The sequence below is a fragment of the Pseudomonas fjordensis genome, assembly GCF_976987115.1.
In genome coordinates this window covers 3,914,314-3,937,630 of record NZ_OZ336860.1, presented here as the reverse complement: position 1 = coordinate 3,937,630, position 23,317 = coordinate 3,914,314, and the positions used below count along the sequence as shown (strand labels likewise).

General features: G+C 61.6%; 26 protein-coding genes and 1 tRNA gene. 14 read left to right on the top strand and 13 right to left on the bottom strand.

Annotated elements, in window-relative coordinates:
- Nucleotides 1–610: 610 nt before the first annotated feature.
- Both ACWHXD_RS17720 and ACWHXD_RS17715 read right to left on the bottom strand, forming a co-directional pair.
- A complete protein-coding gene (locus tag ACWHXD_RS17720) occupies nucleotides 611–1,105 on the bottom strand; it encodes a SprT family zinc-dependent metalloprotease (protein ID WP_032897884.1) in 495 nt (164 codons plus the stop codon).
- A gap of 128 nt (nucleotides 1,106–1,233) precedes the next feature.
- Nucleotides 1,234–1,836: a Yip1 family protein gene (locus ACWHXD_RS17715; RefSeq protein WP_003192065.1), complete on the bottom strand. Its 603-nt coding sequence runs from the start codon at nucleotides 1,834–1,836 to the stop codon at nucleotides 1,234–1,236.
- A gap of 281 nt (nucleotides 1,837–2,117) precedes the next feature.
- On the opposite strand from ACWHXD_RS17715, the gene ttcA reads away from it, so the two are divergent.
- Together ttcA and ACWHXD_RS17705 are read left to right on the top strand one after the other, a co-directional pair.
- Entirely contained in the window at nucleotides 2,118–2,942 is an 825-nt protein-coding gene (gene ttcA / locus ACWHXD_RS17710; protein ID WP_138761648.1) for a tRNA 2-thiocytidine(32) synthetase TtcA, read from the top strand.
- Between the two features lie 67 nt (nucleotides 2,943–3,009).
- On the top strand, nucleotides 3,010–3,681 hold the full coding sequence (locus tag ACWHXD_RS17705) for a DNA-3-methyladenine glycosylase I (RefSeq protein ID WP_034127867.1): 672 nt from the start codon (nucleotides 3,010–3,012) through the stop codon (nucleotides 3,679–3,681).
- Nucleotides 3,682–3,770: 89 nt separating this feature from the next.
- On the opposite strand, the gene ACWHXD_RS17700 is transcribed toward ACWHXD_RS17705, so the two are convergent.
- The 3 genes from ACWHXD_RS17700 to arsC are packed head-to-tail and all read right to left on the bottom strand — an operon-like array spanning nucleotide 3,771 to nucleotide 5,135.
- On the bottom strand, nucleotides 3,771–4,187 hold the full coding sequence (locus tag ACWHXD_RS17700; RefSeq protein WP_044274584.1) for a DUF2069 domain-containing protein: 417 nt from the start codon (nucleotides 4,185–4,187) through the stop codon (nucleotides 3,771–3,773).
- Nucleotides 4,171–4,785, bottom strand: a complete 615-nt coding sequence (wrbA, locus tag ACWHXD_RS17695) for an NAD(P)H:quinone oxidoreductase (protein ID WP_003192060.1) — start codon at nucleotides 4,783–4,785, stop codon at nucleotides 4,171–4,173. The genes ACWHXD_RS17700 and wrbA overlap by 17 nt, the downstream gene beginning before the upstream one ends.
- On the bottom strand, nucleotides 4,782–5,135 hold the full coding sequence (gene arsC, locus ACWHXD_RS17690) for an arsenate reductase (glutaredoxin) (protein ID WP_032896703.1): 354 nt from the start codon (nucleotides 5,133–5,135) through the stop codon (nucleotides 4,782–4,784). The genes wrbA and arsC overlap by 4 nt, the downstream gene beginning before the upstream one ends.
- Before the next feature lie 115 nt (nucleotides 5,136–5,250).
- Here arsC and ACWHXD_RS17685 point away from each other — a divergent pair, with 115 nt between their 5' ends.
- Entirely contained in the window at nucleotides 5,251–5,712 is a 462-nt protein-coding gene (locus ACWHXD_RS17685) for a TlpA disulfide reductase family protein (protein WP_003192057.1), read from the top strand.
- Nucleotides 5,713–6,306: 594 nt separating this feature from the next.
- On the opposite strand, the gene ACWHXD_RS17680 is transcribed toward ACWHXD_RS17685, so the two are convergent.
- From ACWHXD_RS17680 to ACWHXD_RS17665, 4 genes are all read right to left on the bottom strand, one after another.
- Nucleotides 6,307–6,711: an META domain-containing protein gene (locus ACWHXD_RS17680; RefSeq protein WP_138761647.1), complete on the bottom strand. Its 405-nt coding sequence runs from the start codon at nucleotides 6,709–6,711 to the stop codon at nucleotides 6,307–6,309.
- The gene (locus tag ACWHXD_RS17675; RefSeq protein ID WP_003192054.1) at nucleotides 6,708–7,148 is read right to left on the bottom strand and encodes a hypothetical protein; all 441 of its coding nucleotides are present in this window, start codon (nucleotides 7,146–7,148) and stop codon (nucleotides 6,708–6,710) included. Before ACWHXD_RS17675 ends, ACWHXD_RS17680 begins: the two co-directional genes overlap by 4 nt.
- Before the next feature lie 71 nt (nucleotides 7,149–7,219).
- Nucleotides 7,220–8,209: a 2-hydroxyacid dehydrogenase gene (locus ACWHXD_RS17670; RefSeq protein ID WP_138761646.1), complete on the bottom strand. Its 990-nt coding sequence runs from the start codon at nucleotides 8,207–8,209 to the stop codon at nucleotides 7,220–7,222.
- A 142-nt stretch (nucleotides 8,210–8,351) separates the two neighbouring features.
- On the bottom strand, nucleotides 8,352–11,105 hold the full coding sequence (locus ACWHXD_RS17665) for a response regulator (protein WP_032896707.1): 2,754 nt from the start codon (nucleotides 11,103–11,105) through the stop codon (nucleotides 8,352–8,354).
- 205 nt (nucleotides 11,106–11,310) lie between these two features.
- On the opposite strand from ACWHXD_RS17665, the gene ACWHXD_RS17660 reads away from it, so the two are divergent.
- Both ACWHXD_RS17660 and ACWHXD_RS17655 read left to right on the top strand, forming a co-directional pair.
- Complete coding sequence (locus ACWHXD_RS17660) at nucleotides 11,311–12,039, top strand: response regulator transcription factor (RefSeq protein ID WP_032897887.1); 729 nt, start codon at nucleotides 11,311–11,313, stop codon at nucleotides 12,037–12,039.
- Complete coding sequence (locus tag ACWHXD_RS17655; protein WP_032896708.1) at nucleotides 12,026–13,384, top strand: sensor histidine kinase; 1,359 nt, start codon at nucleotides 12,026–12,028, stop codon at nucleotides 13,382–13,384. Before ACWHXD_RS17660 ends, ACWHXD_RS17655 begins: the two co-directional genes overlap by 14 nt.
- A 3-nt stretch (nucleotides 13,385–13,387) precedes the next feature.
- Here the strand turns inward: ACWHXD_RS17655 and ACWHXD_RS17650 are convergent, their stop codons facing one another.
- Entirely contained in the window at nucleotides 13,388–13,903 is a 516-nt protein-coding gene (locus tag ACWHXD_RS17650; protein ID WP_003192045.1) for a DUF2062 domain-containing protein, read from the bottom strand.
- A gap of 135 nt (nucleotides 13,904–14,038) precedes the next feature.
- Between ACWHXD_RS17650 and ACWHXD_RS17645 the strand changes: the two genes are divergently transcribed.
- The 8 genes from ACWHXD_RS17645 (at nucleotide 14,039) to murB (ending at nucleotide 20,894) form a co-directional block, all read left to right on the top strand.
- Nucleotides 14,039–16,264, top strand: coding sequence for a DNA internalization-related competence protein ComEC/Rec2 (locus ACWHXD_RS17645; RefSeq protein WP_238344538.1), 2,226 nt, complete (start codon nucleotides 14,039–14,041; stop codon nucleotides 16,262–16,264).
- Nucleotides 16,265–16,372: 108 nt separating this feature from the next.
- On the top strand, nucleotides 16,373–17,008 hold the full coding sequence (locus tag ACWHXD_RS17640; RefSeq protein WP_003192043.1) for a flagellar polar localization protein PocA: 636 nt from the start codon (nucleotides 16,373–16,375) through the stop codon (nucleotides 17,006–17,008).
- A complete protein-coding gene (locus ACWHXD_RS17635) occupies nucleotides 17,005–17,433 on the top strand; it encodes a flagellar polar localization protein PocB (RefSeq protein ID WP_014718877.1) in 429 nt (142 codons plus the stop codon). The genes ACWHXD_RS17640 and ACWHXD_RS17635 overlap by 4 nt, the downstream gene beginning before the upstream one ends.
- Nucleotides 17,433–18,443, top strand: coding sequence for a tetraacyldisaccharide 4'-kinase (gene lpxK, locus ACWHXD_RS17630; RefSeq protein ID WP_138761645.1), 1,011 nt, complete (start codon nucleotides 17,433–17,435; stop codon nucleotides 18,441–18,443). The genes ACWHXD_RS17635 and lpxK overlap by 1 nt, the downstream gene beginning before the upstream one ends.
- 24 nt (nucleotides 18,444–18,467) lie before the next feature.
- Complete coding sequence (locus ACWHXD_RS17625; protein WP_003174668.1) at nucleotides 18,468–18,653, top strand: Trm112 family protein; 186 nt, start codon at nucleotides 18,468–18,470, stop codon at nucleotides 18,651–18,653.
- Complete coding sequence (gene kdsB / locus ACWHXD_RS17620; RefSeq protein WP_056783729.1) at nucleotides 18,650–19,414, top strand: 3-deoxy-manno-octulosonate cytidylyltransferase; 765 nt, start codon at nucleotides 18,650–18,652, stop codon at nucleotides 19,412–19,414. The genes ACWHXD_RS17625 and kdsB overlap by 4 nt, the downstream gene beginning before the upstream one ends.
- Nucleotides 19,414–19,878: a low molecular weight protein-tyrosine-phosphatase gene (locus ACWHXD_RS17615; RefSeq protein ID WP_138761644.1), complete on the top strand. Its 465-nt coding sequence runs from the start codon at nucleotides 19,414–19,416 to the stop codon at nucleotides 19,876–19,878. Before kdsB ends, ACWHXD_RS17615 begins: the two co-directional genes overlap by 1 nt.
- Nucleotides 19,875–20,894, top strand: coding sequence for a UDP-N-acetylmuramate dehydrogenase (murB, locus tag ACWHXD_RS17610; RefSeq protein ID WP_138761643.1), 1,020 nt, complete (start codon nucleotides 19,875–19,877; stop codon nucleotides 20,892–20,894). Before ACWHXD_RS17615 ends, murB begins: the two co-directional genes overlap by 4 nt.
- Before the next feature lie 71 nt (nucleotides 20,895–20,965).
- On the opposite strand, the gene ACWHXD_RS17605 is transcribed toward murB, so the two are convergent.
- Nucleotides 20,966–21,637, bottom strand: a complete 672-nt coding sequence (locus tag ACWHXD_RS17605) for a Bax inhibitor-1/YccA family protein (protein WP_003192030.1) — start codon at nucleotides 21,635–21,637, stop codon at nucleotides 20,966–20,968.
- Nucleotides 21,638–21,789: 152 nt separating this feature from the next.
- Between ACWHXD_RS17605 and ACWHXD_RS17600 the strand changes: the two genes are divergently transcribed.
- Nucleotides 21,790–21,880: transfer RNA gene (locus tag ACWHXD_RS17600), tRNA-Ser, on the top strand.
- A gap of 127 nt (nucleotides 21,881–22,007) precedes the next feature.
- On the opposite strand, the gene ACWHXD_RS17595 is transcribed toward ACWHXD_RS17600, so the two are convergent.
- Nucleotides 22,008–23,072, bottom strand: coding sequence for a tyrosine-type recombinase/integrase (locus ACWHXD_RS17595; RefSeq protein ID WP_499084363.1), 1,065 nt, complete (start codon nucleotides 23,070–23,072; stop codon nucleotides 22,008–22,010).
- A 4-nt stretch (nucleotides 23,073–23,076) separates the two neighbouring features.
- Nucleotides 23,077–23,313, bottom strand: a complete 237-nt coding sequence (locus tag ACWHXD_RS17590) for a DUF4224 domain-containing protein (RefSeq protein ID WP_032872120.1) — start codon at nucleotides 23,311–23,313, stop codon at nucleotides 23,077–23,079.
- Nucleotides 23,314–23,317: the final 4 nt, after the last annotated feature.

The following is a 23,317-nucleotide window of genomic DNA, read 5'->3' as shown; positions in this document are numbered from 1 at the left end:
GCAGGCAAGCCAGCTCCCACATTTTGATTGCGTTCACAGATCCAAATGTGTGTGGCTTGCCTGCGATGAGCATAGGTATCTACACAACTGTGTAGTTCGCAGCAGCCTCCTGTAACCACGATGCGAAGCGAGTCGCTCTTGATCTTGATCTGCTTGTGATCTTGATCTCAGGCGCCCCGTCAAACCACGCTGGCCGGAATTCGACAGGGATTTGGGGGGTAAACCGGCAGGGATGCCGGTTTAGCCGCCCCGCGCCATGGATGGCGCGTGGCGGCGGCCCCCCAAATCACTGGCGGATTACGGGCACACCGAGCCTAAGCGAGGTGCCGAGTGGTGGGGCAAGAGCGCTTTGCTTACTTTCGCGCTTTTCGAAAGTGAGCCGCCGTCAGGGCGGAACCCTAGGCGGCCGTTACCGCAGCAATGGATATGCACTCGGTATAACGGTGTCGACTGTCAGGCCGCCTTCGCGAGCAAGCCCGCTCCCACAGTTGGGTCGTGGGGCGTCAGGTAAATAGGCGTCGGCTATCCGGCCGTCACGGGAGCAAGCTCCCTCGCCACAGGTTTAGCGTCGTACCGAAGTTGTGTAGATACCTATGCTGCGAAGAGGCCCTCATTCCACCCGAGTTTCTCCAGTGAACACCAGAGTCTGCCGACACCGCCGACACAAATACCGCCGCCCCTGGCCCACCAGCCCATGGCGCTGCGGTGAAAACGGAAAGTCACTGTCCGCACACGGGCAGCGGTAAATATAGCGAGTCACCTGCCGGCGCTTGACCTCGTAGGTGTGGCAACGGTCGGGCGGCAGTTCGTAAACCCCGCGCATGATCAACTGCCATTCCTCGCCATGGGGCTGGATGCGCTCGCCAAACAACTGGTGGGCAATCAGGTGCGCCACTTCGTGGGCCACGGTCTGCTTGAGAAAGTGTTGGCTGTTTTCACGGTACAACTGAGGGTTGAAGCGCAGCAGGTTCTCGTGCAAATGCGCGACACCGGCCTTCTGGCCCCGCAGCTTGAGGCTGACCTGGGGGCGTTTGAAGCTTCGTTTGAAAAAGGATTCGGCTTGCAGGAAACAATCTTCGACGCGGGTATTGAGTTGCTCGGGCATGCTGTACATATCTCCAGAGACGCCCAGTATGCCGCAAAGCTGGGGGTTTCCGAATCTGTCAGGCGCCGAATGGTCATGCATAACGCACAAAGCCACCTTGCGGTGGCCTTGCCTGCGGTTTTTTTCGGTCAACTGGTATAGATCGGCCCGACGCCCAGGCCCCAGACGATCACGGTAAAGGCCATGATCGCCACCAGCACCACCAGGCCCACGGCCAATACCGAACTGGAAAACAGGAAGCCTTCATCCGGGTCGATACTCATGAAGGTCGGCAGCCCTACATACAACAGGTACACCGTGTAGCAGATCGCCGCCGTGCCCACCACCATGCCCAGCCACATATGCGGGTAGAGCGCCGCCAGCCCACCTATAAACAAGGGCGTGGCGGTGTAGGTGGCAAACGCCACGCAGCGGGCCATGCTTGGGCTGGCGTCGTAAGTGCGAGCCATCCAGTGAATGAACGCGCCCATCACCGCCACGCCGCACAGCATGGCCGCGTAAGACATGAGGGTCATCCACAGCGCGCTTTCCTGGGTCAGCATCACCGGAGCGCGGTTGCCGATAACCCAGCCAACCTGAGTGGTGCCGATAAAGGCGGAAATGGCGGGGATCGCCGCGAGAATCAGGGTATGAGTGAGGTACATGTGGCCGATGCTTTCTTCTTTATCGCCACGGATTTCCCGCCATTCCTGGTCGGGATGGGTAAACAGCCCCACGACGTGATGGATCATGCCAGTCACTCCTGTCGTTATTACCATCGCCCCCCATCGGAGCGCCCACGGGCCAAATGGCCTGAAAGGTCTGGATAGATGTGCGACCTCAAGTCGCAGTATAGGAAGGGATGACCGGAATAACCGTAGGGCCTTTAGAGCAAATTGCGCTGTAAACACGGGCGCTAATCGCGGTGCGGTCTGTCAGGATTCATGGCATCCAGCTCCCACATTGGAACTGGGCCAGTCTTGCCGGTAAAATGCTGCGCTTTTCGTCACACACCTTTGCGGATCCAAGCGCCATGGGCACTCTTACAGTCAACCAGAACAAACTGCAAAAACGCCTGCGTCGCCTGGCCGGTGAAGCAGTCGCCGATTTCAACATGATCGAGGACGGCGACAAGGTCATGGTCTGCCTCTCCGGCGGCAAAGACAGCTACACCATGCTCGACGTGTTACTGCACCTGCAAAAGGTCGCGCCGATCAAGTTCGAGATCGTGGCGGTCAACATGGACCAGAAGCAACCCGGTTTCCCCGAGCATGTGCTGCCGGCCTACCTGAAAGAACTGGGCGTCGAGTACCACATCGTCGAGAAAGACACCTACTCGGTGGTCAAGGAACTGATCCCGGAAGGCAAGACCACCTGCTCGCTGTGCTCGCGCCTGCGCCGTGGCACGCTCTACACCTTTGCCGATGAGATCGGCGCGACCAAGATGGCCCTGGGTCATCACCGCGATGACATCGTCGAAACCTTCTTCCTCAACATGTTCTTCAACGGCTCGCTCAAGGCCATGCCGCCCAAGCTGCGTGCCGATGACGGGCGCAACGTAGTGATCCGCCCGATGGCGTATTGCAACGAGAAGGACATCCAGGCTTACTCCGACTTCAAGCAATTCCCGATCATCCCGTGCAACCTGTGCGGCTCCCAGGAAAACCTGCAGCGCCAGGTGGTCAAGGAGATGCTGGTGGACTGGGAGCGCAAGACCCCAGGGCGTACCGAAAGTATCTTCCGCAGCCTGCAAAACGTGATCCCGTCGCAATTGGCCGACCGCAACCTGTTCGACTTCACCAGCCTGAAAATCGACGAGACCGCCGCATCGCGTTTCGTCAATGTAGTGAACCTCTGAGCCTTCCCAAGGCTCTAGTACACGGCGCTTGCGGGCGCCGTTTTCAATTCGACTGACAGGAGAGGGCATGCGTGATTACAAGTGGCTGCACGAATATTGTCTGAACCGCTTCGGTTCGGCGGCCAAGCTGGAAGCCCATCTGCCGGTGCCCAAGACCCCGGCGCAATTGCGCAAGATCACCGATGACCGTTACCTGTCGACCTTGGCGCTGCGAGTGTTCCGCGCCGGTTTGAAGCACAGCGTGGTGGATGCCAAATGGCCGGCGTTCGAGCAGGTGTTCTTTGGCTTCGACCCGGAAAAAGTCGTGCTGATGGGCGCCGAGCACCTGGAACGGCTGATGCAGGACACGCGCATCATCCGTCACCTGGGCAAGCTCAAGAGCGTGCCGCGCAACGCGCAGATGATCCTGGATATCGAGCAGGAAAAAGGCAGCTTCGGCGCGTTTATCGCCGATTGGCCGGTGACTGATATCGTCGGGCTGTGGAAGTACCTGAGCAAGCACGGCCACCAGTTGGGCGGGCTGTCGGCGCCGCGCTTTCTGCGCATGGTCGGCAAGGACACTTTTGTGCCGAGCGATGACGTGGTGGCGGCGCTGAATGCGCAGAAGATCGTCGACAAGGCCCCGACCAGCCTGCGCGATTTGGCGACGGTGCAGGGCGCCTTCAACCAGTGGCATGCCGAGAGTGGGCGGCCGATGTGTCAGCTGTCGATGATGTTGGCTTATACCGTCAACCATTGAAACCGCGGTGATGCCTTCGCGAGCAAGCCCGCTCCCACAGGGGAACGCATTCCACCTGTGGGAGCGGGCTTGCTCGCGAAGGCTGACTTTCAGGCGCCCGGGGCTTCGGCCAGTCGCCGGTTCAGTTGATGCCGCCAACGCACATACAGCAACGCCGTGCAAAACACCGCCAGGCTCGCGAGCATTTCCAGCACACCAAACCACTGGCGGTTCGGGTCATACGCAGCCAGTGCGCCCTTGATGAAATACAGGTTCACCACAAAGCACATCCACGAATGCCCGCGTGCGCTGCCCATCAGCATGCCTGGCGCAAGTATCAGCAGCGGCACCAGCTCGATCAGCAGGATGACCCACGGGCGCGCCCCATGCAGGTCGGCGACCAACAGGTAGTACACGCACAACAAGCCCACCAGGCCCAAGAACGCCAGCAGGCTTAGCGCGCGTGCCACCTTGACCCGTGGCTCCAGCCACTCCCGTGGCGGCAGGACCTTAGGCTTCCTGGCCACGGCCGTTCTCCAACAGCGTGGCGGTCTTGGCCAGGCGCAGGCCCAAGGCCCGGCACAAGGTGATTTCATGTTGATCGAGCATACGCTTGCCGTCTGGCCCGGAATGGTGGCTGGCGCCATACGGCGTGCCGCCGCCCTGGGTGTCGAGCAGCGCCTGCTCGCTGTAGGGCAGGCCGGTGATCAGCATGCCGTGGTGCAGCAGCGGCAGCAGCATCGACATCAGCGTGGTTTCCTGGCCGCCATGCAGGCTGGCGGTGGAGGTGAACACGCCGGCCGGCTTGCCGACCAGAGCGCCGGTGAGCCACAGGTTGCTGGTGCCATCGAGGAAGTACTTGAGCGGCGCGGCCATGTTGCCGAACCGGGTGGGGCTTCCCAGGGCCAGGCCCGAGCAGTGCTTCAGGTCGTCTAGGCTGGCATACAGCGCGCCCTCGTCGGGAATGCTCGGCGCCACCGCTTCGCACTCGGTGGAAATCGCCGGCACCGTGCGCAACCGCGCCTCCATGCCGCCTTGCTCGATACCCCGGGCAATCTGCCTGGCCATCTCGCTCACCGAGCCGTTGCGGCTGTAATACAACACCAGCACATAGGGCGTACTCACGGCAGAATCTCCAGCACGTTCTCGGGCGGGCGGCCGATGATGGCTTTATCGGCGGTTTCCAGGATCGGGCGTTCCATCAGCTTGGGATGGGCGGCGATGGCGGCGATCAACTGTGCTTCGTTCACGCTGGCATCGGCCAGGTTCAGGGTTTTGTATTCGTCTTCACCGGTGCGCAGCAGTTGGCGTGCGCTGATGCCAAGCTTTTTGAGCAGGGCCTTGATTTGCGCGGCATTCAGCGGGGTTTCCAGGTAGCGCACCACGGTCGGGGTGAGGCCGCGGGCTTCCAGCAGTTCCAGCGCACCGCGGGATTTCGAGCAGCGCGGGTTGTGATAAAGCGTCAGATCGGTCATGTGCGGGTCGCATCTTGCGTAAGGTGGCGGGTATTCTACCTGCGCTGGCGCCTGTCCTTAAACCGTAAGAGGCGATAGGCCGCAGCCAACGTTCATTTTTGCGAAGGAATACCCCATGACAAGGCGACTGATCGGTGCATTGGCGATCATCACAACCCTGCTGCTCAGCGGCTGCGGTAACGATTACGGCGTTGACCAATATGGCCAGAAAGTGGCGGCCGAACGCTTGGACAAACAGTGGCTGGTGGTCAACTACTGGGCCGAATGGTGTGGCCCGTGCCGCACGGAAATCCCCGAGCTCAATGCCCTGGCAGAACAGCTGAAAGGCCAGAATGTCGGGGTGTTCGGCGTCAACTTCGACAATGTGCAGGGTGAAGAGCTCAAGGCCGCCAGCGACAAGCTGGGGATCAAGTTCACGGTGCTGGCGCAGAACCCGGACGGGATTTTCGAGATTCCGCGCAGCGAGGCCTTGCCGGTGACCTACATCATCGACGACAAGGGCAAGGTGCGTGAGCAGTTGATGGGGGAGCAGACGGCGGAAGGGGTGTTGGCCAAGCTCAAGGCCTTGAAAGGCTAAAACTGTGGGAGCTGGCTTGCCTGCGATGATGGCCTGACAGCCGACACCTATCTACCTGGCACCCCACAATCTAACTGTGGGAGCGGGCTTGCTCGCGAAGGCGGCCTGGCAGTCAACACAGTTGGACCGGGTACATATCCGTTATTTAGGTAACGGCCACTTAGGGTTCCGTCCTGACGGCGGCTCACTTTTGAACAGCGCAAAAGTAAGCAAAACGCTCTTGCCCCACCACTCGGCACCTCGCCTAGGCTCGGTGTGCCCGTAATCCGCCAGTGATTTGGGGGGGCGCCGCCACGCGCCATCCATGGCGCGGGGCGGCTAAACCGGCATCCCTGCCGGTTTACCCCCCAAATCACTGTCGAATTCCGGCCAGCGTGGTTTGACGGGGCGCCTGAGATCAAAAGCAGATCAAGATCAAGAGCGGCTCGCTTCGCATCGTGGAGTGTGTGGCCGGGCGCGGTCAACTGTGGGAGCTGGCTTGCCTGCGAAGGTATCGACTCGGTGTGCCTGAATCACCGAGTTGACTGGATCGCAGGCAAGCCAGCTCCCACAGAACCAGAGGACACCGCGTTAATACAGGAGCGTGCGCCTAGATTAGCCTTCTTCGAGCCATAAGCGGATTGGCTTGCCTTCGGCCGGCCAGAACCGCGTCTGCTCGATCGGCGAGATGTCCCAGCGCTGCACGCTTTGCAGGGCCTGGAAGAAGCGATGCTCTTGCTCCATCAGGGCTTCGGCGCACATTTTTCGGGTGCTGCCGACCGGGCCGAAGCTGAGCTTGTCACCGTCGACCGTGTACGGCGCAAACCAGTGGTTGCAGCCGCCATTGCCATAGGCGCGGCCATCGGCGCCCAGGGTGACGGTTAGGTGCGCGTAGTCCATCAACGGCCGCTCACCAATCCATTCCACTACGTAGCTGTGGTCGCGCTCGAGCTTGGCGACATCGGCGGCGCAGCCTGCCAGGCTCATGCCGATTGCGGCGAGCAGCAGCCGGCCTTTCATTGCGCGGCCTGCTGGCATTTCGGGCAACGGTGCTTGTCGCCTTCGCTGGCCCAGCCCAGTTCTTTGATACGTGCGTTGGCAGCCGGTTGCAGGGGTGCCTTGGTCAGCTTGGTTTCTACCGCGAATTCAAACTCCAGCACGGCGTCGCAGCTGTCGCAGTTGACCTTCCAGGTGTGAATTTCAAGTTCGCCGAACTTCGGCCCTTGGGCCATGGCGACCCACTGGCCCGCCGGGCGGATGGAGTAGCGTGCGTCACCTTCGACGGTCAGGCGCATCGACAGGGTTTTACTGCCGCGCAGGCTGACGATCAGGACGTCGCCATGTTTGATCGAACCACCGTTGCCGGTGACCTGGTAACGGCCCGGCACCAGGGCGCGGCATTCGATCAGGGTGTGTTGCGGGCTCAGCAAGCTGAAGCGGAAATCGTGTTCGGCCATGGATCCTCCAAATAGGCGCGGCATCCTATCACGGGTGCTGGCCTATCATGAGCCCGGTATGTGACCGCTGATCATCCCTCGACCAGGTTCAGCGGCCGGCCATCGGCCCACGCGGCGATGTTGGCCAGCGTGGTGCCGGCAATTGCCGCCAGGGCCTCACGGGTGAGGAAGGCCTGGTGCGCGGTGATGATCACGTTGGGGAAGGTCAGCAGGCGGGCGAGCACGTCATCCTGCAGGGGCAGGTCCGAGCGGTCTTCGAAAAACAACTGCGCTTCTTCTTCGTAGACGTCCAACCCCAGGTAGCCCAACTGGCCAAGCTTGAGCGCTTCGATCAGTGCTGGCGTGTCGACCAGGCCACCGCGCCCGGTGTTGATCAGCATCGCGCCGGGTTGCATCTGCGCGAGCGAGCGGGCATTGATCAGGTGTTTGCTGTCGGCGGTCAGCGGGCAGTGCAGGCTGATGATCTGCGCCTCGGCCAATAGTTCAGGCAGGCTCACGTAGCGGGCCCCCAGGTCCTGCACCTGCGGGTTGGGGAAGGGGTCGTAGGCCAGCAACTGGCAGCCGAACCCGGCCATGATCTTGGCGAAGGTCGCGCCGATCTGCCCGGTGCCAACCACGCCGACCGTTTTGCCGACCAGATCAAAACCGGTCAGCCCGTGCAGGCTGAAATCACCGTCGCGGGTACGATTGTAGGCCCGATGAAGGCGACGGTTGAGGGCCAGGATCAGGGCGACGGCATGCTCGGCCACCGCGTGGGGCGAATAGGCGGGTACGCGCACGATGCTCAGGCCCAGGCGCTGGGCGGCGGGTAAGTCGACATGGTTGTAGCCCGCCGAGCGCAGGGCAATCAGGCGTGTGCCGCCCTTGGCCAGTTGCTCCAGCACCGGGGCGCTGAGGTCGTCGTTGATAAAGGCACAGACCACCTCGTGGTGTTCGGCCAGGGCCACGGTATCGAGGTTCAGGCGTGCCGGTTGGAATTGCAGTTCCAGGCCAGCCGGCAGCGGTTCGCCGAGGAAACTCTCGCGGTCGTAGGTTTGGCTGCTGAAGAGAATGACGCGCATTAAAAAGGCTCCCTGCAATGACAAAATAGATGCGTACCCGTAGGAGCGAGCTTGCTCGCGAAAAACGTCAACGATAACGCGTTCATTCTGGTTTAACGCGGTGTTCTCTGGTTTTTCGCGAGCAAGCTCGCTCCTACAGTAGTCAGGCGCTGACCCTGGCTTCACTGGCCAACCGTGCAATCGCCATGTCCAGTTCATCCAGCGCAGCCATGGCCTTGGCGTCATCCTGCTTGAGCAGGGTTTCGGCGCGCTGGCAGGCGGCCCGCAATTGCGGCACGCCACAGTAGCGGGTGGCGCCGTGCAGGCGGTGAACGCGTTCGATCAAGGCGTGGTTGTCATTGGCTTCGCGGGCGACGGTAATCGCCAGGCGATCAGCCTCCAGGGAGGCCAGCAGCATGGCGAGCATATCGGCGGCCAGGTCGGCCTTGTTGGCGGCCAGGCGCAGGCCTTCTTCGTGGTCGAGTACCAACAGTTGCACGCCCTGGGCCGCACCTTCGTGGGTGCGCTCCGGGCCTTGGTTACGCAAAGCCAAGCCGGTCCATTTCAATACCACCTGGGCCAATTGCCGCTCGCTGATGGGTTTGGTCAGGTAGTCATCCATGCCGCTTTGCAGCAGGGCGCGTTTTTCGTTGGCCATGGCGTGTGCCGTGAGGGCTACCACCGGCAGCGGCGTGCCGTGGCGCTCGCTTTCCCACTGGCGGATCGCCTCGGTGCTCTGGCGGCCATCCATGCCGGGCATTTGCACGTCCATCAACACTAAATCGAAAGTTTCCTGCTTCACGGCGTCGACCGCCGCGTAACCGCTTTCCACCGCCTGCACCTTGGCGCCCATGTCTTCCAACAAGGTTTGCACCAGCAGCAGGTTGGCCGGGTTGTCGTCCACGCACAGCACCCGTGGCGCACGGCTGGACAACGGCTCACCGGGTTCGCTGCGCGAAGGGCGCGGGCTGATCAGGTCGGCCAGGGAGCGGCGCAGCTTGCGCGTACAAGCGGGCTTGGCCTGCAATTGGCTGTTGGGGTTGGGCACCGATTGGTTGAACAGCATCTGCTCGGTGGTCGGGCACAGCACCAACACCTTGCAGCCCAGGTGTTCAAGGTCCCACAGGTGTTGGTTGAGGCGCTCGGGCGGAATGTCATTGGCCGTGACACCGAGCACCGCCAGGCTGATGGCCTGTTCGGTCTGGTGCGCGCTGGTGATGCCGTTGGTCAGGCTTTCCAGGGTATTGAAAGGGGTGACTTCCAGGCCGCAGTCTTCCAACTGATGTTGCAGGGCCTGGCGCGCCAGTTCGTGGTTTTCCAGCACGGCCACACGCCGCCCCAGCAGCGGCGCGGCGGGCAAATCTTCGACGTCGTCGCGGGTTTTGGGCAGGTTCAGGCTGATCCAGAACTCGGAGCCTTCCCCCGGCGTGCTGTCGACGCCGATTTCGCCGCCCATCTGCTCGATCAACCGCTTGGAAATAACCAGGCCCAAACCGGTGCCGCCGGGCTGGCGCGACAGCGAGTTGTCGGCCTGGCTGAATGCCTGGAACAGGGCGCGCACATCCTGGTTGGACAGGCCGATGCCGGTATCCTGCACGCTGATGCGCAATTGCACGCTGTCTTCCTGCTCATCCTCGATCATGGCCCGGGCCACGATGGTGCCTTCGCGGGTGAACTTGATCGCATTGCTGATCAGGTTGGTCAGAATCTGCTTGAGCCGCAGCGGGTCGCCCACCAACGCCAGCGGCGTGTCGCGGTACACCAGGCTCACCAGTTCGAGCTGCTTGGCATGGGCGGCGGGGGCGAGGATGGTCAAGGTGTCTTGCAGCAAGTCGCGCAGGTTGAAAGGCACGCTGTCGAGCACCAGTTTGCCGGCTTCAATCTTCGAGAAATCGAGGATTTCGTTGATGATGCCCAGCAGGTTATCCGCAGACTTTTCGATAGTGCCCAGGTAATCCAACTGGCGCGGCGACAGCTCGCTTTTTTGCAGCAAGTGAGTAAAACCGAGGATGCCGTTGAGCGGCGTGCGGATTTCATGGCTCATGTTGGCCAGGAACTCCGACTTGATACGGCTGGCTTCCAGGGCTTCCTTGCGTGCCAGGTCCAGCTCGATGTTCTGGATCTCGATGGTTTCCAGGTTCTGGCGCACGTCTTCGGTGGCCTGGTCGATGCTGTGTTGCAGCTCTTCCTGGGCATTTTGCAGGGTTTCGGCCATGCGGTTGATGCCCGACGCGAGCTGGTCCAGCTCCTGGCTGCCCAAGGGAGGCAAGCGTGTCTCCAGGTTGCCGTCCTTGAGTTGGGCCACTGCTTGCTTGATCTGGCCAATCGGCGAATTGATGGTACGGCTGATACGCAGGGCGAGGGCGGCGGTGCACATCAGGCCGATGGCGATCAGCAGCAGGCTGGCGAACAGGCTGCGATAGCCACGCAGCAACATGCCATTGTGAGACAGCTCCACTTCGACCCAACCCAGCAGGCGGTCGGCCTCATCCGGAATCAGCTCGCCCGCCAGGTTGCGATGGCGGCCAAACACCGGCAATAGATAGCGAGTGGCATCGTTGCCGGTGCGCTGCAACAGGTGCGAGCTGTTGCCGGTGGGTGGCTGGTTGAGCATGGTCGGGCCGGCGTGGGCCAGGGAGGAGCGGTCTGGCGCCAGGAACGACACGGCGCGCACATCCGGCTGCTCCAGGGACTGGGTCGCGATACGCTCCAGCAGGTCGGTGTTGTTGTGGCCCAGGGCAGGTGCCACCAAGGGGGCCAATTGCTCGGCGATCATTTCGCCGCGTTGCAGCAACTGGGTCTGCAACTCCGAGAGCTGCATCCAGGTGAAATAGCCGCCCAACAACAGCGCCATCAGGCTGGTCGGTAATAAGGTCAGCAACAGTACGCGGCCTTTTATCCCCATTCTTCTAAGCACGCCACTCTCCTGCTACCACGTTGTTATCAATCATCCACGCCGGCATCCGGCCCGCGCCACCTGCGCAGTGTAGCCATTTGCGCGGCCTGGAATCTTGCAAATTAATGACATGCGGCAATCTTCGGGCCATTCGGCGCCGGGTGGCGATTGCCTGTGAACGTTTAATCTTGAATAATCAATGATTGAGAATGACTTGCAGACGCTAATGACTCCCGTAGCAATTGGCCTACCCAGTATCCTGACCATCGAAGATGACCCTGTGTTGGGCGCCTACGTGCACGAGCAGCTTGGCCGCAGTGGCTTCCAGGTGACCTGGTGCCGGAACGGTCAGCAGGGCCTGCAACTGGCCCGCGCCCAGGCCTTCGACCTGGTGCTGATGGACATTCTGCTGCCGGGGCTGGACGGTTTGTCGATCCTCACCCATTTGCGCCAGAGCCACGCCATGCCGGTGATCCTGATGTCGGCCCTGGGCGCTGAGGCCGATCGTATCAGCGGTTTTCGCCTGGGCGCGGACGACTATCTGCCCAAGCCGTTCAGCATGGTTGAACTGTGCGTGCGTATTGAAGCGATTCTGCGCCGTGTTGCCCTGGACCGCCGACCCGAGCCGCCGCGTGCCCCGGCACCCGAAGATACCCGGGTGCTGCACTTTGATGATGAGCGCTGCGATGTGTCCTGCCAGGACCAGTGGGCCGCGCTCACGCGCAGCGAATACCGCCTGCTGGAAACCCTGCACCGCAATACCGAAGAAGTCCTCAGCAAAGCTTTCCTGTATCAGCAGGTGTTGCAGCGCGGTTATGCGCCCCATGACCGCAGCCTCGACATGCACGTCAGCCAGATCCGCCGCAAGCTCAAGGCCATCGGTTACATCGAGCGTGAAGTGCGCACCGTGTGGGGCAAGGGCTACGTGCTGAGCGGTCACGATGAAGGGCTTTGAGCGACTGCCAGGCAAACACTCGTTGTTCTGGAAGCTGGCCTGCCTGTTGATCGCCTTCTGTTTGCTGATGATTTGGCTCAGTTGGTCGTGGGGCCGCTACATGGAGCAGCAGAGTGCGTACCTGTCCGACAAGTCGCGGGAGATTCTCACTGGCTATGCCGCGGGCGCCGAGCTGGCCTGGAGCACACAGGGCAGCGCTGGCGTGGACGCCTGGCTGCAGCGAATGGCCGAGCGTGAAAGCACCTGGGTTGGCGTGATCGGTAACGACTTGCAGTCCCTGGGCAGCACGCCCTTGAGTGATAAGGAAAGCCAGCGCCTGACGTTCTTGCGCGGATTGGATTGGCCGGTCAGCCGGCATGTCATCGGTTTGCCCTGGATGAAGGTGCCTTTTCCGGTCGACCCTGGCGCGGGGTCGCTGGTGATCGAATTGCCGCAGCGCTTTATGCCAGGGCGCTATCAACTGTTCTGGCGAGTGGTCACCAATGGTGTGATTCCCGGTCTGTTTACCCTGTTGCTGTGCATCGGCCTCTATCGGCTGCTGATCATGCCCCTCAATCAATTGCGCGAGCAGGCCAATGCCTGGCGTGCCGACCAACTCAATACGCGGATGTCCCGTGATGCCACCAGCCGTCAGGATGAATTGGGCGAGCTGGGCCGCGCCTTTGACCACATGTCCGAACGCTTGCAGGGCACGGTGCGTTTGCAGCAGCAGTTGCTGCGCGATATGTCCCATGAACTGCGCACACCCTTGAGCCGCCTGCGGGTGGCCTGCGACAGTGAGCAAGACCTGGCCAGACTGCGCGAACGCCTGGGCCGGGAAATCGACGCCATGCAGCGCCTGGTGGAAGACAGCCTGCAACTGGCCTGGCTCGACAGCGAAACGACGCCGCTGCCCCAGGAAGATATTCAGCTCCAGGCGTTATGGGACATATTGCGTGAGAACGCGTGTTTTGAAAGCGGTTGGCCGGCCTCGCGCTTGCCGTGCCTGCTACCGGCAGACAGCTGGGTGCGCGGCAACCTGAATGCACTGGCCCAGGCCCTGGAAAATATCCTGCGCAACGCCATACGCCACTCGCCCACGGGCGGCTGCGTGAAACTCGACGGCTGTCGTGAAGGAGACTATTGGCATATCTGGCTGCAGGATCAGGGCCCGGGGATTGCGGAGGGGGACTTGGAGCGCATCTTCGCGCCCTTTACCCGCCTGGACGGCTCGCGGCCCGGCGATGGCGGTTTCGGTCTGGGCCTGAGCATTGCCCGCAACGCCGTGCAGCGCCAGGGCGGTCGCTTATGGGCGGAAAATACCGGGCAGGGCCTGCGGGTGCATTTGCGTTTGCTGGCCCGTTAGCGCTCAGCGCCGGCGCAGTTTGCGTTTTTTCCACTGGTGCGCCACCCACCAGCGCCAGTACGCCATGGTCAGGCAATAGGCCAGGGCGCCCAAAACTACCCCTAATACCACCGAACCCAGCAAGAATGGCTGCCACAGTGTGCTCAACTGGCCGCTGATCCATTCCCACGTCAGGTTATCGGGCAAGCTGCGTGGCGGTACATTCATCAGCCAGGCGCCGGTCATATAGGTGCAGATGAACACCACCGGCATGGTGATGGGGTTGGTCAACCACACCAGGCTGATGGCGATAGGCATATTGCCGCGCACCGAGATCGCGAGCACTGCGGCGAGCAACATCTGCAACGGAATCGGGATAAACGCCGCAAACAGACCCACCGCCATGGCGCGCGCCACGGAGTGCCGGTTCAGGTGCCAGAGGTTGGGGTCATGCAGCAGCGTGCCAAGAAACTGTAATGACTTGTGTTCCCTGATACTGCTGGGATCGGGCATGTACCGTTTGAATAAGCGCCGGGGCATAAGGGGTCCAGGTCAATTCGAGGGGCAAGTATGCCCGGATTCTATAAACAGAAAATTCAGACTTTGTGACAAAACATCATAGGCGCTGTCGTTCAGCCGGCTAAGACTGAGTGGATCACGGGAAAAGGATGATCCATGAAGACAGGGATGTTGGCGTTGGCGCTGGGGTTGCTGACGTTGCGTTGGTTGCCGGCGCTGCCGCCCGGCGCCGGGCTATTGGCCATGCTGGTGCTGGCCTTGATGCTGTTGCCTTTTCGGTCCTATCCCTTGGCGTTTTTCCTGGTGGGCTTGAGTTGGGCTTGCTTCAGCGCGCAGCGGGCGCTGGATGATCGACTGCAGCCGGCCCTCGACGGGCAGACTCGCTGGGTGGAGGGGCGTGTGGTCGGCTTGCCTCAGCAGACGGGTACGGGCGTGCGCTTTGAACTGGCCGACGGCCGGTCGCGCAAGGGGCGGCTGCCCAAACGTATTCGCGTGTCCTGGCACGGCGGGCCAGTGGTCAACAGCGGCGAACGCTGGCGCCTGGCGTTGACGCTCAAGCGGCCTGCGGGCCTGCTCAATTTCCATGGGGTTGACCATGAAGCCTGGCTGCTGGCCCAGCGTATCGGTGCCACTGCAACGGTAAAAGACGGTGAACGTCTCGCACCGGCCCGCAATGCCTGGCGCGATGCTGTTCGCCAGCGCCTGATGGCGGTGGATGCCCAAGGCCGCGAGGCAGGCTTGGCGGCGCTGGTATTGGGCGACGGTTCCGGCCTGGCGCCTGAGGATTGGCAGGTGTTGCAGGACACGGGCACGGTGCATCTGCTGGTGATTTCCGGGCAGCATATCGGCTTGTTGGCGGGCTTGATCTACGGCTTGGTCGCGGTTTTGGCGCGCTATGGTTGCTGGCCCCGAACCTGGCCGTGGCTGCCGTGGGCGTGCGGCCTGGCATTTGGCGCAGCGTTGGGTTATGGCCTGCTGGCAGGGTTTGGTGTGCCGGTGCAGCGGGCCTGTGTGATGGTCGGCCTGGTGCTGCTGTGGCGTTTGCGTTTTCGCCATTTGGGGCTGTGGTGGCCGTTGTTGCTGGCGCTGAACGGCGTGCTGGTGCTGGAGCCCCTGGCCAGCCTGCAGGTGGGGTTCTGGCTGTCGTTTGCAGCGGTCGCGGTGTTGCTGCTGGCGTTCGGCGGGCGCTTGGGGCCGTGGAGCGTCTGGCAGGCGTGGACCCGGCCCCAGTGGTTGATTGCCATTGGCTTGTTTCCGGTGTTGCTGGTGCTGGGTCTGCCCATCAGCCTCAGCGCACCGGTGGCCAATCTGTTTGCCGTGCCGTGGATCAGCCTGGTGGTGCTGCCCCTGGCGCTGCTGGGCACGGCGTTGTTGTGGGTGCCGCTGGCGGGGGAAGCTGTGCTGTGGCTGGCCGGCGGCGCGCTGGACGGATTGTTCAAGGGCCTGGCGTTGCTGGCCGGGCAATTGCCGGCCTGGGTGCCGCCCGAGGTGCCGCAGGGGTATTGGCTGGTCAGCCTGGTGGGCGCGGTGGTGTTACTGCTGCCCAAAGGGGTGCCGTTCCGGGTGTTGGGCTGGCCCATACTGTTGATGGCCGTTTTTCCGCCCCGGGAGTGGGTGCCCCACGGACAGGTCGAGGTGCTGCAACTGGATGTCGGCCAGGGGCAAGCACTGATCCTGCGTACCCGCCACCACACCTTGCTCTACGATGCAGGGCCGCGCTCTGGGCCTGTCGACCTCGGCGCGCGCGTCGTGTTGCCGTCGTTGAAAAAACTCGGGGTAGGGCAGTTGGACATGATGCTGCTCAGCCATGCCGACGCCGATCACGCCGGTGGTGCGGCAGCAGTGGCTCGGGGGCTGCCCGTCAAACGCGTGGTGGGCGGCGAAACCGAGGGCTTGCCAGCCTTTCTCGCCACCCAGCCCTGTAGCAGCGGCGAGCGCTGGGAATGGGACGGGGTGTGGTTTGAACTGTGGCAGTGGGCGGGTGGGCTTGAGGGCAATCCGAGGTCGTGCGTGCTGCACGTCCAGGCCAATGGCGAACGCCTGCTGCTCACCGGCGACATTGATCGCGCCGCTGAGCAGGCATTTCTGGCTTCCCCGCTGGCCGTTCCGACCGACTGGCTACAAGCCCCGCACCATGGCAGCCGCAGTTCTTCGTCCTGGCCTTTCGTGCAGCGGTTGGCGCCCACCTCGGTGTTGATTTCCCGCGGGCGCAGCAATACGTTCGGCCATCCTCATCCGCAGGTCCTGGAACGCTACCAAGCGCTGGGCAGCCGCGTGTATGACAGTGCAGAACAGGGGGCCGTGCGCCTGCGCCTGGGGGCGTTTGTGCCGGCGACGGTTGCGCGCAGCCAACGTCGTTTCTGGCGCGAACCGTTACCGTAATCAGGCGTTGCCAAGGTCTCGAACCGCGACAGACGGACCTGTAGCCGGTGAACCCCTCTGTTGACCCTATATGGTAAAGTGGCGCACTTTTTCGAGGGGACATTCACTGTGTGGGAATTGGTCAAATCCGGCGGCTGGATGATGTTGCCGATCATTCTGAGCTCCATCGTCGCACTCGGCATCGTCGCCGAACGCCTGTGGACCCTGCGCGCCAGTCGCGTCACCCCCGAGCACTTGCTGGGGCAAGTCTGGGGCTGGATCAAGAACAAGCAGCTCGACAAGCAAAAGCTCAAGGAACTGCGTGCCAATTCGCCACTGGGTGAAATCCTCGCCGCCGGCCTGGCCAATTCCAAGCATGGTCGCGAGATCATGAAGGAGTGCATTGAAGAAGCAGCCGCCCGGGTCATCCATGAGCTGGAGCGCTACATCAACGCCCTTGGCACTATCGCCGCCATGGCGCCGTTGCTGGGTTTGCTCGGCACGGTCCTGGGCATGATCGATATCTTCAGTGCATTCACGGGCTCGGGCATGACCACCAACGCGTCGGTACTGGCCGGGGGTATCTCCAAGGCCCTGATCACCACTGCCGCGGGCTTGATGGTGGGGATCCCTTCGGTGTTCTTCCACCGTTTCCTGCAGCGGCGCATTGATGAGCTGGTGGTCGGTATGGAACAGGAAGCCATCAAGCTGGTAGAAGTGGTGCAGGGCGACCGTGATGTAGACCTGGTCGAGGGCAAAGCGTGAAATTTCGCCGCAAGCAACGGGAGAATGTCGATATCAACCTCGCGTCGTTGATTGACGTGGTGTTTATCCTGCTGCTGTTTTTTGTCGTGACCACCACCTTCACCCGCGAAACCCAGCTGCGTGTCGACTTGCCTGAAGCGGTAAGCGGCTCGCCTGCCGAAGACCAGCAGGTCAAGCAACTGGACATCGCCATCAGCGCCGAAGGGGTGTTTTCGGTGAATAACCAGTTGCTGGAGAAAAACGACCTTGCCAGCCTGATGGAGGCCTTGCAGAAGGAGTCCGGCGGCGACACCCAATTGCCGCTGTCCATCAGCGCCGATGGCAAGACCCCGCATCAAGCGGTGATCACCGCCATGGACGCTGCCGGCAAGCTCGGCTTCAGCCATTTGCGCATGACCACCGTCGAGGCGGCGAGCCCGCCCTGATGGCCATGTCCGAGCGCTTACTCAAGGCCTGGTACGAGGGCCACCCGGCACTGGCATTGTTGCGGCCGCTGGAATCGCTGTATCGCCGCGTGGTGCAACGTAAGCGTGCGCGTTTTGTGGCAGGCGAGGGCGAGATTTATCAAGCGCCGGTGCCGGTGGTCGTGGTGGGCAATATCACGGTAGGCGGCACCGGCAAGACGCCGTTGATCCTGTGGTTGATCGAGCACTGCCGCCGCAGCGGTTTACGCGTGGGCGTGGTCAGTCGAGGCTACGGTGCCAAGCCGCCGCAGTTGCCGTGGCGGGTCGAGGCCGACCACAGTGCCGAGGTGGCCGGTGATGAACCCTTGCTGATCGTGCAGCGCAGTGGCGTCCCTTTGATGATCGACCCCGATCGCAGTCGCGCGGTAAAGGCCCTGCTGGCCAGTGAGCCCCTGGACCTGATCCTCTCGGATGACGGCCTGCAGCATTACCGCCTGGCACGCGACCTTGAACTGGTGCTGATCGATGCCGCCCGCGGCCTCGGCAACCGCCGCTGCCTGCCTGCCGGGCCGTTGCGCGAACCAGTGGAGCGCCTGCACAGTGTGGATGCGGTGCTCTATAACGGTGCCGCCTCGGACCGTGAAGAGGGTTTTGCCTTCCGCCTGCAGCCCACAGCGCTGGTCAACCTGCACAGCGGCGAGCGCCAGCCGGTCACCTATTTCCCGCAGGGCCAGCAGGTGCATGCGGTGGCCGGCATAGGCAACCCGCAACGTTTCTTCAATACCCTTGAAACGCTACACTGGCAGCCGCTGCCCCATGCTTTTGCCGACCACGCGCCCTACAGCGCCGAGGTCTTGAGTTTTACCCCGTCATTGCCGCTGGTCATGACCGAAAAGGACGCGGTGAAGTGCCGCGCCTTTGCCCAGCCCGACTGGTGGTACCTTGCGGTGGATGCGGTACCGTCGCCGGCGTTCGTCGCCTGGTTCGACACGCAGCTGATGCGTCTGCTGCCCAACCGTCTCTTGCCTTAAAACGCTTCTTTCCAGGAAACACTCATGGACACCAAACTGCTCGATATCCTCGCTTGCCCGATCTGCAAAGGCCCGCTCAAGCTCAGCGCCGACAAAACCGAGCTGATCAGCAAAGGTGCCGGCCTGGCTTACCCCATCCGTGATGGCATCCCGGTCATGCTCGAAAGCGAAGCCCGTACCCTGACCACCGATGAGCGCCTGGATAAATGACCACCGCCTTTACCGTTGTGATTCCCTCGCGCTATGCCTCGACGCGCCTGCCGGGCAAACCGTTGCAAATGATCGGCGACAAGCCGATGGTCCAGCTGGTGTGGGAGCAAGCGTGCAAAAGTAGCGCCGAGCGCGTGGTAGTGGCCACCGATGACCCTCGTATTATCGAGGCGTGCAAAGGTTTTGGCGCCGAAGCGGTACTGACCCGCGAAGACCATAATTCCGGCACTGACCGCCTGGCCGAAGTGGCGACCAAGCTTGGCCTGGCACCCGACGCCATTGTGGTGAACGTGCAGGGTGACGAGCCGTTGATCCCGCCGAGCATCATTGACCAGGTCGCGGCCAACCTGGCTGCCGACGCCGAAGCGCGCATGGCGACCCTGGCCGAGCCGATCGAAGACCTTGAGACGCTGTTCAACCCGAGCGTGGTGAAGGTGGTCAGCGATATCAACGGCCTGGCCTTGACGTTCAGTCGCTCAGTGCTGCCCTGGGCACGGGATGCCTTCGCCAAGCACCCTGACGTGTTGCCGGAAGGTGTGCCGTATCGCCGCCACATCGGCATTTACGCCTACCGCGCCGGTTTCCTGCATGACTTCGTCAGCTGGGGCCCGTGCTGGCTGGAAAACACCGAGTCCCTTGAGCAACTGCGTGCGCTCTGGCACGGCGTGCGTATCCACGTGGGCGATGCCTTGGAAGCACCGCCAGCCGGTGTCGACACCCAGGAAGACCTCGAACGCGTCCGTCGCCTGCTGGGCGCCTGATGGAAGTTCTGTTTGTATGCCTGGGCAATATCTGCCGCTCGCCAACCGCTGAAGGCATCTTGCGCCATAAATTGCGCGAAGCCGGCTTGGCGGGCCAGGTTGAGGTGGCGTCTGCCGGTACCGGCGAATGGCATGTCGGCAACCCACCGGACCAGCGCAGCCAGCGTGCGGCGCTGGCGCGAGGTTATGATTTGTCGAGCCAGCGTGCACAGCAGGTTTCCCGCGCGGACTTTGCCCGCTATGACCTGATCCTGGCCATGGACAGCAGCAACCTGCGCAACCTCAAGGCCATGCAGCCGGGGCAGGGCAAGGCAGAGCTGGATTTGTTCCTGCGTCGCTTTGCTGGCGAAGTGGACGAAGTGCCAGACCCTTACTATGAAGGTGAGCAAGGTTTCGAACGGGTCCTGGACCTGATTGAACGCGCCTGTGATTTATTGGTGATCGAATTGAAGGGGCGGTTATGACCTTGCAAGTGCTTGCGCAGGTATCGCTCAAGCCATTCAACAGCTTTGGCATCGATGTGAACGCGCAATTGTTCACCGAGGCCCACAGTGATGCTGACGTGCGCGAGGCCCTCGCCTATGCCGCCGCGCACGCGGTGCCGTTGCTGGTGATCGGTGGCGGCAGCAATTTACTGTTGACCCAGGATATTCCGGCGCTGGTGTTGCGTATGGCGACCCAGGGCATTCGCGTGCTGAGCGACGATGGCACGCACGTGGTGGTCGAAGCCGAAGCGGGCGAAGCCTGGCATCCGTTTGTACTGTGGACTCTTGAACACGGCTTCTGCGGCCTGGAAAACCTCAGCCTCATCCCCGGCACGGTCGGTGCGGCGCCGATGCAGAACATCGGTGCCTATGGCGTAGAAATCAAGGATGTCTTCGTCGGCCTCACCGCCCTGGACCGCCAGACGGGCGAGCTGCGGGATTTCAGCCTGGACGAATGCAACTTTGCCTACCGTGACAGCCTGTTCAAGCACGAAGTCGGGCGCTGGCTGATCCTGCGGGTGCGCTTTGCCCTTAGCCGCGCCACTCACCTGAAACTCGACTACGGCCCCGTGCAACAGCGCCTGACCGCGCAGGGCATCACCCACGCCACGCCAAGCGATGTGAGCCGCGCGATCTGCAGCATTCGCCGCGAGAAACTGCCAGACCCGGCGGAGCTGGGCAATGCGGGCAGCTTCTTCAAGAATCCGCTGGTACCTCAAGCCCTGGCTGTAGAGCTGCGAAGCCAGTACCCGGACCTGGTGGCCTACCCTCAGGCCGACGGCCAAATGAAACTCGCCGCCGGCTGGCTGATCGACAAGGCCGGTTGGAAGGGCTTCCGGGAGGGCGATGCGGGCGTGCATAAGCTGCAAGCGCTGGTGCTGGTCAATTACGGCACTGCCACCGGGCGGGAGATTGCCAGCCTGGCGCTAAGCATCCAGCAAGATATCTTCAAGCGCTTCAAGGTCGAGTTGGAGATGGAACCCAATCAGTACTGAGCTTTATCGGGCCTGAAAATGAAAATGCCCCGTATCTCGCGATACGGGGCATTTTTTATGGCGCTGGCTGATCAGTCATCGCGGCTCATGATGCCGAAGATCTGCAACAGGCTGATGAACAGGTTGTAGATCGACACATACAGGCTAATGGTCGCCATGATGTAGTTACGCTCACCGCCGTGGATGATGGCGCTGGTCTGGAACAGGATGCACACCGAGGAAAACAGCACAAAACCCGCGCTGATCGCCAGTTGCAGGCCGCTGATCTGGAAGAACATGCTGGCCACCACGGCCGCCAGCAACACGAAGAAACCTGCGGTGATGAAGCCACCCAGGAAGCTCATGTCCTTACGGCTGATCAGCACGTAGGCCGACAGACCACCAAACACCAGGGCGGTCATGGCAAATGCCGAACTGACCACTTCCGCACCGCCGGCCATGCCCAGGTAACGGTTAAGGATCGGGCCGAGGATAAAGCCCATGAAACCGGTCAAGGCAAACGCCGACACCAGGCCCCAGGCCGAGTCACGCAGCTTGTTGGTCAAAAAGAACAGACCGTAGAAGCCGATCAACACGACAAAGATATTCGGGTAACCGACGCGCATCTGCTGGGCCACGTAAGCCATCACGCCGCTGAATGCGAGGGTAAGGGCGAGCAAGCCGTAGGTGTTGCGCAACACGCGGCTGACTTCAAGCTGCTCAGCCTGCGCGTTGCCATTCACTGCGTAATTCTGTTCGCGCATGGCGACACTCCTTCAGTTTTGAAACGTTCAGTCGCAAAGATCATAACAGACGCCCTGTAACAAGCGATGCAGAGAGTTTGACAGTGTGTTTCATTCGGGTATTATGGCGCCCGCTGACACGGGATGGGCTACTATAATCCTGTGATGCACAAGGGAAATTGGCAGAGTGGTTGAATGCACCGGTCTTGAAAACCGGCGAACGTTAATAGCGTTCCCAGGGTTCGAATCCCTGGTTTCCCGCCAAGATTTACACGAAAGCCTCGCGAAAGCGGGGCTTTTGCGTTTCTGGGGTTTGTCTCAGAAAAACCTCAACAGACTGATCGTTTCCGCATCATTTCCGGCGGTTTCCGCAACCTAGCGCTGATCGCGGTCAGCGTGTCGGCTTCACAATCTCCCCAACACGACGGTAAACCGTCTCGGTTATCCGCTTGTCCGTATGCCCCAGCAGGCGGCTGGCATCGCCCAGGTCCAGAATCTCACTGGCAGCTTTCGGGCGGATGTCACGGAACTGAAACTGTCGAATACTGGATGCAAGAACACCATCGCCTGCCTCTCTGGCGATGGCGATTGCTTTGTCGCGAGCATCGTCAAAGCGTAGCCGGAGCATGTGCTTCGTCACCTGCCTGCCGTCTTCGGTGACTATTAGGTAAGGGTTTCGTACGCCCCGGGAGCGTCTTTGCTCTATCAGCCTTGCAACCAAGGCGCCCAGATCATTGAGTGCGCCGGCAGCGGTTAGGCGAATGCGTAGTTTCTTCGATGTCTTTCCTTGGGACACCTGCAGGAATTCGTTCACGGCGTCCGCCTCCCGCATGGACAGCGTATCCGCCGGGCGCTGAGCAGTCAGGTAGGCCAGGTCCATAGCGTCACGTAGTTCCGAGGCTGCGACTGCATACACGGCGCTCCAGATTTCCTCGCTGGCGTAAAAGTCACGCGGCACCTCTTTGTTCTTGCGCACGCCGGCGGCAGGGTTGTTCTGTGTGAGTCCCCACTCCCGCGCAATGTTGTAGATATGGGATAATAGGGATATCTCCCTATTGGCCCGGACCTTGGCGGTTCGGCCGTCCCGGTACTGCGCGATGATCTGTGGCGAAACTGCGTCAATAGGGGCGTCATTGAAAGCCTTGCGCAGCTGTTTGAGGCTCAGCAGATTATCGCTTTGGGTCTTGGGCTTCTTGCCTGGGATTATCTCTCGTTCATACCGGTCAAACACCTGGGCCAGCAGGGCGTTCTTCTTCGGTACCGGCTTGCAATCAAGCTTTGCCCATTCAGCCTTGGCGATATCCAAATCACCCCCAAGCGGGATTTCCACCCGCTTCCCGTCTTCATTCCTCCCGTCGTAGTAATAGCCAACCCACTCTTTGCCACCCTTCAGCGTGCGTACGCGCCGAATCATTCGCGGCGGCAGGTCCCTGTTTGCCGCCTTTTTCGCTCGCATCTTTTTATCCTACTCGTGACAAGTCCAGCGACCAGGCTTCGGCCGCAACGTTTTCTGCTGAGGGTTTTACGCCTGCCAGCTTCATCCGGGCGTATACCCGGCCCACTACTGGCCGGCGCGCCCGCGTCAGCACGTACTTCCATCCATTCAGGTTGAGCCAGGCGATCTGTCGCGACGGGATCATATAGCCAGTGATTGCCGCGATCTCTTCTTCGGCAAGGGTTTCGCTTTGCATTTCCATCATG

Coding starts and splice junctions, on each gene's coding strand:
- ACWHXD_RS17615 (WP_138761644.1), top strand. CDS start 19,414: ATGGAAGTTCTGTTTGTATGCCTGGGCAATATCTGCCGCTCGCCAACC.
- ACWHXD_RS17705 (WP_034127867.1), top strand. CDS start 3,010: ATGCGTGATTACAAGTGGCTGCACGAATATTGTCTGAACCGCTTCGGT.
- ACWHXD_RS17685 (WP_003192057.1), top strand. CDS start 5,251: ATGACAAGGCGACTGATCGGTGCATTGGCGATCATCACAACCCTGCTG.
- arsC (WP_032896703.1), bottom strand. CDS start 5,135: ATGACCGATCTGACGCTTTATCACAACCCGCGCTGCTCGAAATCCCGC.
- ACWHXD_RS17595 (WP_499084363.1), bottom strand. CDS start 23,072: ATGCGAGCGAAAAAGGCGGCAAACAGGGACCTGCCGCCGCGAATGATT.
- ACWHXD_RS17590 (WP_032872120.1), bottom strand. CDS start 23,313: ATGGAAATGCAAAGCGAAACCCTTGCCGAAGAAGAGATCGCGGCAATC.
- lpxK (WP_138761645.1), top strand. CDS start 17,433: ATGGCCATGTCCGAGCGCTTACTCAAGGCCTGGTACGAGGGCCACCCG.
- kdsB (WP_056783729.1), top strand. CDS start 18,650: ATGACCACCGCCTTTACCGTTGTGATTCCCTCGCGCTATGCCTCGACG.
- ACWHXD_RS17670 (WP_138761646.1), bottom strand. CDS start 8,209: ATGCGCGTCATTCTCTTCAGCAGCCAAACCTACGACCGCGAGAGTTTC.
- ACWHXD_RS17605 (WP_003192030.1), bottom strand. CDS start 21,637: ATGCGCGAACAGAATTACGCAGTGAATGGCAACGCGCAGGCTGAGCAG.
- ACWHXD_RS17675 (WP_003192054.1), bottom strand. CDS start 7,148: ATGGCCGAACACGATTTCCGCTTCAGCTTGCTGAGCCCGCAACACACC.
- ACWHXD_RS17660 (WP_032897887.1), top strand. CDS start 11,311: ATGACTCCCGTAGCAATTGGCCTACCCAGTATCCTGACCATCGAAGAT.
- ACWHXD_RS17715 (WP_003192065.1), bottom strand. CDS start 1,836: ATGATCCATCACGTCGTGGGGCTGTTTACCCATCCCGACCAGGAATGG.
- ACWHXD_RS17650 (WP_003192045.1), bottom strand. CDS start 13,903: ATGCCCCGGCGCTTATTCAAACGGTACATGCCCGATCCCAGCAGTATC.
- ACWHXD_RS17645 (WP_238344538.1), top strand. CDS start 14,039: ATGAAGACAGGGATGTTGGCGTTGGCGCTGGGGTTGCTGACGTTGCGT.
- ACWHXD_RS17655 (WP_032896708.1), top strand. CDS start 12,026: ATGAAGGGCTTTGAGCGACTGCCAGGCAAACACTCGTTGTTCTGGAAG.
- ACWHXD_RS17625 (WP_003174668.1), top strand. CDS start 18,468: ATGGACACCAAACTGCTCGATATCCTCGCTTGCCCGATCTGCAAAGGC.
- ttcA (WP_138761648.1), top strand. CDS start 2,118: ATGGGCACTCTTACAGTCAACCAGAACAAACTGCAAAAACGCCTGCGT.
- ACWHXD_RS17720 (WP_032897884.1), bottom strand. CDS start 1,105: ATGCCCGAGCAACTCAATACCCGCGTCGAAGATTGTTTCCTGCAAGCC.
- murB (WP_138761643.1), top strand. CDS start 19,875: ATGACCTTGCAAGTGCTTGCGCAGGTATCGCTCAAGCCATTCAACAGC.
- ACWHXD_RS17680 (WP_138761647.1), bottom strand. CDS start 6,711: ATGAAAGGCCGGCTGCTGCTCGCCGCAATCGGCATGAGCCTGGCAGGC.